Origin of the sequence: Delftia sp. ZNC0008 (assembly GCF_000799035.1) — a bacterium.
GTDB lineage: Bacteria > Pseudomonadota > Gammaproteobacteria > Burkholderiales > Burkholderiaceae_C > Comamonas > Comamonas tsuruhatensis.
In genome coordinates this window covers 1-8,222 of the sequence record NZ_JTKZ01000887.1, presented here as the reverse complement: position 1 = coordinate 8,222, position 8,222 = coordinate 1, and the positions used below count along the sequence as shown (strand labels likewise).

8 protein-coding genes and 1 pseudogene are annotated in these 8,222 nt (G+C 69.4%); 5 read left to right on the top strand and 4 right to left on the bottom strand.

Annotation, left to right across the window (positions count from 1 at the left end; all coding sequences use genetic code 11):
• The 4 genes from L995_RS28550 to L995_RS28535 all read left to right on the top strand — a co-directional run.
• Positions 1 to 904 (top strand): aspartate carbamoyltransferase catalytic subunit (locus tag L995_RS28550; protein WP_047474753.1); only part of this gene is annotated, 904 nt, incomplete at its 5' end.
• Positions 905 to 1,178: 274 nt separating this feature from the next.
• On the top strand, positions 1,179 to 2,474 hold the full coding sequence (locus L995_RS28545; protein ID WP_016447929.1) for a dihydroorotase: 1,296 nt from the start codon (positions 1,179 to 1,181) through the stop codon (positions 2,472 to 2,474).
• Positions 2,475 to 2,638: 164 nt separating this feature from the next.
• Complete coding sequence (locus L995_RS28540) at positions 2,639 to 3,388, top strand: lysophospholipid acyltransferase family protein (protein WP_047474755.1); 750 nt, start codon at positions 2,639 to 2,641, stop codon at positions 3,386 to 3,388.
• A gap of 14 nt (positions 3,389 to 3,402) precedes the next feature.
• Positions 3,403 to 3,879 (top strand): GNAT family N-acetyltransferase, encoded by a 477-nt coding sequence (locus L995_RS28535; RefSeq protein WP_047474751.1) that lies wholly within the window; start codon positions 3,403 to 3,405, stop codon positions 3,877 to 3,879.
• A 25-nt stretch (positions 3,880 to 3,904) separates the two neighbouring features.
• Here L995_RS28535 and L995_RS28530 read toward each other — a convergent pair whose 3' ends face one another.
• The 4 genes from L995_RS28530 to L995_RS28515 form a co-directional block, all read right to left on the bottom strand.
• Positions 3,905 to 4,291, bottom strand: a complete 387-nt coding sequence (locus L995_RS28530; protein ID WP_016447926.1) for a DUF1987 domain-containing protein — start codon at positions 4,289 to 4,291, stop codon at positions 3,905 to 3,907.
• A 35-nt stretch (positions 4,292 to 4,326) separates the two neighbouring features.
• Positions 4,327 to 4,959 carry a DUF6272 family protein gene (locus L995_RS28525; protein ID WP_047474749.1) on the bottom strand — a complete coding sequence of 211 codons (633 nt, stop codon included), beginning with the start codon at positions 4,957 to 4,959 and terminating at the stop codon, positions 4,327 to 4,329.
• The gene (locus L995_RS28520; protein ID WP_047474746.1) at positions 4,956 to 6,329 is read right to left on the bottom strand and encodes a SpoIIE family protein phosphatase; all 1,374 of its coding nucleotides are present in this window, start codon (positions 6,327 to 6,329) and stop codon (positions 4,956 to 4,958) included. Before L995_RS28520 ends, L995_RS28525 begins: the two co-directional genes overlap by 4 nt.
• 97 nt (positions 6,330 to 6,426) lie before the next feature.
• The gene (locus L995_RS28515) at positions 6,427 to 7,524 is read right to left on the bottom strand and encodes an ABC transporter ATP-binding protein (protein ID WP_034347786.1); all 1,098 of its coding nucleotides are present in this window, start codon (positions 7,522 to 7,524) and stop codon (positions 6,427 to 6,429) included.
• A gap of 212 nt (positions 7,525 to 7,736) precedes the next feature.
• On the opposite strand from L995_RS28515, the pseudogene L995_RS28510 reads away from it, so the two are divergent.
• Positions 7,737 to 8,222: pseudogene (locus tag L995_RS28510) on the top strand (iron ABC transporter permease); the annotation flags it as partial.

Here is an 8,222-nt window from a genome sequence, read left to right as displayed (position 1 = left end):
CACCGAAGGACTGTCCAAGGACATCCTGACCCACATCCTGGACACTGCGGCCAACTTCGTCAGCGTCAATGACCGCGAGGTCAAGAAGGTGCCGCTGCTGCGCGGCAAGAGCGTGTTCAACCTGTTCTTCGAGAACAGCACGCGCACGCGCACCACGTTCGAGATCGCGGCCAAGCGCCTGTCGGCCGACGTGTTCAACCTGGACATCGCGCGCAGCTCGGCCAGCAAGGGCGAGTCGCTGCTGGACACCATCGCCAACCTCTCGGCCATGGCCGCCGACATCTTCGTCGTGCGCCACAGCGAGTCGGGTGCGCCCTACCTCATCGCCCAGCATGTGGCGCCCCATGTCCACGTGGTCAATGCCGGCGACGGCCGCCACGCCCACCCCACGCAGGGGCTGCTGGACATGTACACCATCCGCCACTACAAGAAGGACTTCGCCAACCTGCGCGTGGCCATCGTGGGCGATGTGCTGCATTCGCGCGTGGCGCGCTCCGACATCCATGCGCTGACCACGCTGGGCGCGGCCGAAGTGCGCGTCGTCGGCCCGCGCACCCTGGTGCCGCAGGACCTGGCGCAGATGGGCGTGCGCGTCTTCCACACGCTGGAAGAGGGCATCCGGGACTGCGACGTGATCATCATGCTGCGCCTGCAGAACGAGCGCATGAGCGGCGCCCTGCTGCCGTCCAGCCAGGAATACTTCAAGAGCTTCGGCCTCACGGCCGAGAAGCTGCGCCTGGCCAAGCCGGACGCCATCGTCATGCACCCGGGCCCCATCAACCGCGGCGTGGAGATCGACTCCGAAGTGGTCGATGGCCCGCAGGCCGTGATCCTGTCGCAGGTGTCCTTCGGCATCGCGGTCCGCATGGCCGTCATGTCCATCGTCGCCGGCAACGAGGCTTGAAATGAAGCACCCCCTGAGCGACTGCGTCGCTTCCCCCGTATGCACGGCGCCCTCTCTCGCTACGCGGGAGGGGGGCGTACGGGCAGCCGGCGACGCCCTCGCTGCAGGGCGGCGCGGCCGGCCTAGGCCTTTGCTCGGCGTCCCTGAGATGGGCCATGCTTTTTCCATGCCCGGTGTCCTGGACTGAGTCCAGGCGCTTTTTGTGAATGCAAATGTTTTTGATCGCCGCAGGCCGCAGCCCATGCGCCGCCTGCGGTCTACGGGGTAGCAAACCATGAAGATACTCATCCGCAACGGCCGAGTGATGGACCCGGCACGGGGCCTGGACCAGCAGGCCGACGTGGCCATCGACGGCGGCAAGGTGCTGGCCATCGGCAAGGCGCCCGAGGGATTTGCCGCAGAACGCGAGATCGATGCGGCCGGCTGCTGGGTGCTGCCGGGCCTGGTCGATCTGGCCGTGCGCCTGCGCGAGCCCGGCCACGAGCACGAAGGCATGCTGCAGTCCGAGATGGCTGCATCGGTGGCCGGTGGCGTGACCAGCCTGGTCTGCCCGCCTGATACCGATCCCGTGCTCGACGAGCAGGGCCTGGTGGAGATGCTCAAGTTCCGCGCCGAGAAGCTGCACCAGTCGCGCCTGTTCCCGCTGGGCGCGCTGACGCTGGGCCTCAAGGGCGAGGTGCTGACCGAGATGGCCGAGCTGACCGAGTCCGGCTGCATCGGCTTCGGCCAGGCCGAGGTGCCCATGACCAGCACCCAGACCCTGCAGCGTGCCCTGGCGTATGCGGCCACCTACGGCTACACCGTGTGGCTGCGCCCGCAGGAGCTGTACCTGGGCAAGGGCGTGGCCGCCAGCGGCCCGCTGGCCACGCGCATGGGCCTGTCCGGCGTGCCCGTGGCGGCCGAGACGATTGCCCTGCACACCATCTTCGAGCTGATGCGCGGCACCCAGGCGCGCGTGCACCTGTGCCGCCTGTCCAGCGCCGCAGGCGTGGAACTGGTGCGCCGTGCCAAGGCCGAAGGCCTGCAGGTCACGGCCGACGTGTCCATCAACTCGCTGCACCTGACCGATACCGACATCGGCTACTTCGACAGCAGCGCCCGCGTCACGCCGCCGCTGCGCCAGCAGCGCGACCGCGATGCGCTGTCTGCCGCGCTGGCCGATGGCACCATCGACGCCCTGGTCTCCGACCACACGCCCGTCGATGAGGATGCCAAGGTCCTGCCCTTTGCCGAGGCCGAGCCCGGCGCCACGGGCGTGGAGCTGCTGCTGTCGCTGGCCGTCAAGTGGTCGCAGGACGGTGGCGTGCCTTTGAACCGTGCCCTGGCCGCCATCACGGCATCGCCCGTGCAGGTGCTGGGCTCGTCTCTGGGCGAGCTGCAGGGGCAGCTGGGCCGGCTGGCCGAGGGCGGCGTGGCCGACCTGTGCATCGTCGATCCGCAGGCGGCCTGGACCGTGAAGCCCCAGGAGCTGGCCAGCCAGGGCAAGAGCACGCCCTTCGGCGGCTACGAACTGCCGGCCCGCGTGCGCTGCACGCTGGTCGACGGCCATATCGCTTACGAACGCCGCTGAAATGAAGCGCCCCCTGAGCCGCTTCGCGACTTCCCCCTCTCTACTCGCTACGCGAGGGAGGGGGACGACACCCTCGGTGCGGGGCGGCCCTTCCTCGGTGTCCCTGAGATGGAGCGTGCCTGTTTCACGGGCATGGGCGTTGCCAAACGCTCTGAATGGCTGAAATGAAACGCTTGCGTAATGGAGGGCGCGCCACGCTGCGCGCAGCGCGCCTGTTCGGCCATGTGTGCAAGGGGCTGTGGATCGTGGCCCTGCGCTTTCCGCAGCTGCCCGAGGAGCGCCAGCACGCCCATGTGCAGGCCTGGGCCCTGCAGTTGCTGGCCCATGCGGGCGTGCGCCTGGAGATCCAGGGCGAGCCGCCGAGCCAGGGCCCCATGCTCATGGTCAGCAACCATATTTCCTGGCTCGACATTCCCGTGCTGCATGCGGCGCGGCATTGCCGCTTCATCTCCAAGTCCGACGTCAAGGGCTGGCCGCTGATCGGCACGCTGGCCACGGCGGCGGGCACGCTGTACATCGAGCGCACCTCGCGCCGCGATGCGCGGCGCATGGTGCAGAGCATGGAGGAATCCCTGCAGCGCCGCGAGATCCTGGCCATCTTCCCCGAAGGCACGACGGGCGACGGCCGCAAGCTGCTGCCCTTCCATGCCAACCTGCTGCAGGCGGCCGTGCAGATCGGTGCGCCCGTGCTGCCCGTGGGCCTGCGCTTCATCGACGGCGCCACCGGCCAGATCAGCCACGCGCCCAGCTACGAGGGCGATGAAACCCTGCTGGGCTCCATCTGGCGCACGCTGTGCGCCGACGACCTGGTCGCCGCCGTCCACTATGGCCAGCCGCAGACGGCCGATGGCCGCGACCGCCGCGTCTGGGCCCAGGACCTGCATGCCGAGGTGGACCGGCTGCGCCAGGCCTGAACCTTGCCAGCGACATGACAGACACCTTCTCGCTTCGGCCCTCGCGGCCTGATGACACCGCTGCCCTGAACGCCGTTCTCTGGGCCACCTACGAGAGCACCTGGAAGCCCCAGCTGACGGCGGACAAGGATGCACGGTTCCGCGCCTCGGGCCGCACCGCGCAGTACGTGCAGTCGCGCGGCCACCTGTTCTGGGTGGCCGAGTGCGATGGCGTGGTGGCAGGCTTCGTGGACCGCGTGGATGACTTCATCGGCGCCCTGCATGTGCTGCCGGCCTGGCAGGGGCGCGGCGTGGGCCGTGCGCTGCTGGCCCACGCGGAGCAGGCCATGCGCGCCGACGGCCACGCCCAGGTGCGGCTGGAGACCGACAGCTTCAACACCCAGGCCCTGGGCTTTTACACGGCGCAGGGATATGCCACGCTGGACACCTATCCCGACGAGGAATGGGACTGCGGCCTGACCACGGTGCTCATGGGCAAGCCGCTGGCCTGAAGGCCAGGGCGGAGCAGGCCTGCCCTCAGTTGCTGTAGGGCTGTCGCTCCAGCACCAGGTTGGCGAAGTCCTCCACCAGGTCGGCGCCCAGTTCCTCGATGGCGTCGTCCTCCTCGTCAAAGGCCCAGACCACGCGGATGTCCGTGCCCTTTTGCCCGGCCTGGTCCAGCAGCGCGAACAGCGAGCGCAGGCCCATGGTGGAGGCGCTGTTGATGTACTGCAGCTTCATCTCGGCCACGAAGCGAGGAGGCTGGCTGGCCTCGAAATACCGGCCCAGCATGGACAGGATGGGGTTGAAGAAGGGCAGGGGGTTTTCGGGATAGCACTCGCCTTCGATGCGCAGAAGCTGCTCGGCCGGCGAGAAGACCACTTCGGGCGTGACGGAGGTGCGTTCGGATTTCAATGCTTGCATGGCGGCAGGTCGGTTCGTTGAAGGACGCCCGGCGTTCAGATCAGCGCCTTGACGTGGAATACGGCATGGGGCGCGGTCTCGGCGGCGTCCTCTCCCGTGGCGATGTGGTACTGCAGCGGCGCCGAGGCATCGCGCGCAATGGTCAGCCAGCCCAGGCCCGCGCCCCGGCTGATGTCGTCGCTGGTGCCGTGGTCCGTGTTGTGCAGCTGGGCCTTGTAGGCGGCCTTGATCTCGGGGTGGCTCATGGCGCGCACGGCGTCCAGCTTGGCGGCCAGGCGCGGCACATGCTCGCTGCGCACGGCATTGCTGCAGGCGATCCAGAAGCGGGCAGGCGCCGGCTCGGCGCCCGCCTCCTGGGCGCAGGCCAGCGCATCGATGCGGCCCACGCCGATGGCGCCCTGTGGCACGGGCGCGCTGAGCGCCTGGCGGGGGCCGGTGTCGGCCGCAGGCAGGGGCGCTGCGTAGTGCAGCACGTTCTGCGCCATCTCGATGAAGGTGGAAAACAGCTTGCGCTTGGCGCTGCTCGATCCGTCCTCGCTGGCCAGGCGGCTCTTGAGCGTGTCGGCCGCCGCCTGGATCACATTGGGGTTGAAGGTGCCCGCGTAGTACAGCAGCAGGCCGTTGTGCTCGGCCTGGGCGCGCAGCTGAGCGAATTCGGCCGGGCTCATGACTGCAGGGCCTGGTTGCGCCACACCAGCAGCGAGACATCGTCGCGCCGGCGCTGCGTGCCCTGCCACTGGGCGAAGGCCTGCCGGAACTCGGCGCAGGCCTGGGCGGCGGGGCGGTACTGCTGCTCGTGCAGGAAGCGCGCCAGGCGCTTTCTGCCGTGGGCGATCTGGCGCGGCCCACCCAACTGGTCGATGACGCCATCGGTTGCCACCATCAGCAGCGAGCCGGGCGCGACCTCCAGCACCTGCGTGCTCCAGGCTGCGTCGTCGGGCGTGGTCGCATAGCCTATGCCCAGCTTGTCGCCGGCATGGATCTGCACCTGGGCCGCCTCCTGCACGCCGGGCGGCGCCACCAGCAGGTCCAGCCGGGCCGATGCAAAGCGCAGTTGCGTGCCGCAGGGCGACTGCAGGAACAGCGCGGCGTCCAGGCCATCGCTGGAGGTCTTCTCCGCCGGCAGGCCGTCGGCGGGGGCCGCTGGTGCGCCCCAGGCCGGCTGGGCGTCGCGGGTGCGCTGCTGCAGCACGCGCTTGATGTAGCGGTTCATCTGGCCCAGCAGGGCGCCGGGGTCGATGGCGGTGCCGGTGCCGGTTCCAGTGCCGATACCTGCAGGCGCCACGGCCTGTTCGAGGAAGGACAGGGCAATCAGCGTCATGAAGGCGCCCGGCACGCCGTGGCCCGTGCAGTCGAACATGCAGCCCAGCAGGCCCTGCGGTGTGGCACGGAAGAAATACGCATCGCCGCCCACCACGTCGCGCGGCTCCCACAGCAGGCCGTGGTCTTCCAGCTGGCTGGCGAGCACGCGGTCGGATTCGACCAGGTGCGAGCGCTGGATCAGGCTGGCGTAGTCGATGCTGGCCATGAGCTGGCGCGTCTTGTCGGCCTCGATGTCGGACATGGCGGTCATCAGCGCGTGGCCCGTGCCTATGCCTGCATAGCGGCCTTCCTCGACGGTGATGAAGCCGTCCTTGAGCACGCGGCTGCCGCTGGCCAGCGCCTGCTGCACCAGCTGGTCGATGGGCAGGCCGGCCGCCACCACCATGGGCGCGGTGTCGGTGAATACCAGGCAGCTGCGGCGGCCGAACACGTCGCGCGCAAAGGGCCGCGCGTACTGCTCCATGAAGCGCTGGCGGTTGATCAGGCCCAGCGGCCGGTCGTCGGCCACCACGGCCAGGGTTTCGAGCAGGGGCTGCTCGCTGAACAGCCGGTGCACGTCCTCGTTGCTGGTGTCGGGGGGAATCGGCGCCGTGGGCTGGCTGAGCTGGCCTGCGCGGGCCAGCAGGCGTGGCGCGGCGGGCGCAGGGGCAAGCGCCGGAACCGGTGTCGGAGCAGATGCAGCGTGCTGCGTGGAGGAGGGGTCCAGAGCAAACATGGGTGGCCTTGAATTGTCACAAGATGTGACAGATTCTGGGTTTCACCCATGACCGTCGGATGACAAAGGCCTGGACGGCGCGGCGGCGGCCGCCTGCTCAGGCCGCTGCGGTCTGCGCAGTGCCCTGTCTCTCTCGCGGGAAGGCGACCACGTGATTCATGTCCAGCCGTATGCCCACCCACTCGCCCACCGCATGGTCGTGGTGGCTGGGCACATGGGCCAGCACGCTGTGGCCGCTGGCCAGCTCCAGCGTGTAGAGGAACTCCGAGCCGCGAAACGCCTTGCGCAGGATGCGCGCCTGCACGGGCGAGGCATCGTCGTGCACCACATCGTCGGCGCGCAGCAGCACATCGCACTCGCCGTCCGCAAACTGCGCAGGCAGCGGGCAGGTGGCCGGATCGACCAGATCGCCCAGCGCCGTGCGCGCCACCACGCCGCCGGCACCGCTGTGGGCCAGCGTGGCCGGCACGAAGACGCCGTGGCCGATGAAGTCCGCCACGAAGCGCGTGGCCGGCCGGTGGTACAGCGAATAGGCGTCGTCCCACTGCTGCAGCTGCCCCTGGTGGACCACGCCGATCATGTCGCCGATGGCAAACGCCTCCAGCTGGTCGTGCGTGACGAACAGGGCCGTGGCGCCTGCGGCCTTGAGGATGCCGCGCACCTCATGCGCCAGGCGCTCGCGCAGGTCCACGTCGAGGTTGGAAAACGGCTCGTCCAGCAGCATCAGCTGCGGGCTGGGCGCCAGCGCGCGGGCCAGCGCCACGCGCTGCTGCTGGCCGCCTGACAGCTCGTGCGGAAACCTTCCTGCACTGCCGGCCAGGCCCACCAGCTCCAGCACCTCGGCCACGCGCTCGGCCTGGCGCGCCTTGGGCAGATGGTGGATGCCGAAGGCCACGTTGCGGCCCACGTTCAGATGGGGGAACAGCGCATAGTCCTGGAACACCATGCCGATGCGCCGCTGCTCGGGAGGGAGCGAGAAATCCGCGCTGCCCACGAGCTGGCCGTCGATGCGGATCTCGCCGCCGCTCACGGGCTCCAGGCCCGCCACGGCACGCAGCAGCGTGGTCTTGCCGCAGCCCGAGGGGCCGATGAGCACGCCGATGTCGCCAGCGGCCAGATTCAGCGTGACGCCCTGCACGGCAGGCCTGTCGCGGCCCGGGTAGCGCACCTCGAGTTGGGAGACGGTCAAAAACATGCGGCGATTGTAGAACCGCGCAAATGAATAGAATTCGCATTTGCATTGGCGGGCCAGGGGCATGCCCGGAGCCCGCCGACTCCAGCAGCCCGCAGGCACGTCCGGTCTCGGCGGCACCTCGGCCCACAGGCCGGTGGCTGCCGCGGACCCCGGCCCGTTCCATAGCCCGGCAGCCAGATCCTCCCCCTCATCCTCTAGCCGAGACCTCCGCTTTGCGCCGTCTGTCGTCCGTACTCCGCTCCCTTCCCCTGCTCCTGCTGGCCCTGGTGCTGATGCTGCCCGTGCTGGCCGTGCTCGGCTCCTGGCTGCCTCTGGGGCAGGGCGATGCCCTGGCCGGCTCCATCCTGCGCGAGATGGCGGCCACCGTGCTGCCCGGCTATCTGTGGACCACGGTCTGGCTGGGCCTGCTGGTGGCGCTGGGCGCGGCCATCGTGGGCACGGGCACGGCGGCGGCCGTGACGCTGTTCGACTTCCGCGGCCGGCGCCAACTGGAATGGCTGCTGCTGCTGCCGCTGGCCATGCCGGCCTATGTCACTGCCTATGCCTATACCGACTTCCTGCAGTTCAGCGGCCCGCTGCAGACCTGGATGCGCGACACCTATGGCCTGGAAGGCCGGCTCCTGCCGGAGGTGCGCAGCCTCGGCGGCGCGGTCTGGGTCTTCATCTTCTCGCTCTACCCGTATGTCTACCTGACGCGG

Excerpts from the sequence above, each read along its gene's own strand:
- L995_RS28525 (WP_047474749.1), bottom strand. The coding sequence starts at position 4,959 with ATGAGCCCGGCCGAATTCGCTCAGCTGCGCGCCCAGGCCGAGCACAAC.
- L995_RS28540 (WP_047474755.1), top strand. The coding sequence starts at position 2,639 with ATGAAACGCTTGCGTAATGGAGGGCGCGCCACGCTGCGCGCAGCGCGC.
- L995_RS28545 (WP_016447929.1), top strand. The coding sequence starts at position 1,179 with ATGAAGATACTCATCCGCAACGGCCGAGTGATGGACCCGGCACGGGGC.
- L995_RS28530 (WP_016447926.1), bottom strand. The coding sequence starts at position 4,291 with ATGCAAGCATTGAAATCCGAACGCACCTCCGTCACGCCCGAAGTGGTC.
- L995_RS28520 (WP_047474746.1), bottom strand. The coding sequence starts at position 6,329 with ATGTTTGCTCTGGACCCCTCCTCCACGCAGCACGCTGCATCTGCTCCG.
- L995_RS28535 (WP_047474751.1), top strand. The coding sequence starts at position 3,403 with ATGACAGACACCTTCTCGCTTCGGCCCTCGCGGCCTGATGACACCGCT.
- L995_RS28515 (WP_034347786.1), bottom strand. The coding sequence starts at position 7,524 with ATGTTTTTGACCGTCTCCCAACTCGAGGTGCGCTACCCGGGCCGCGAC.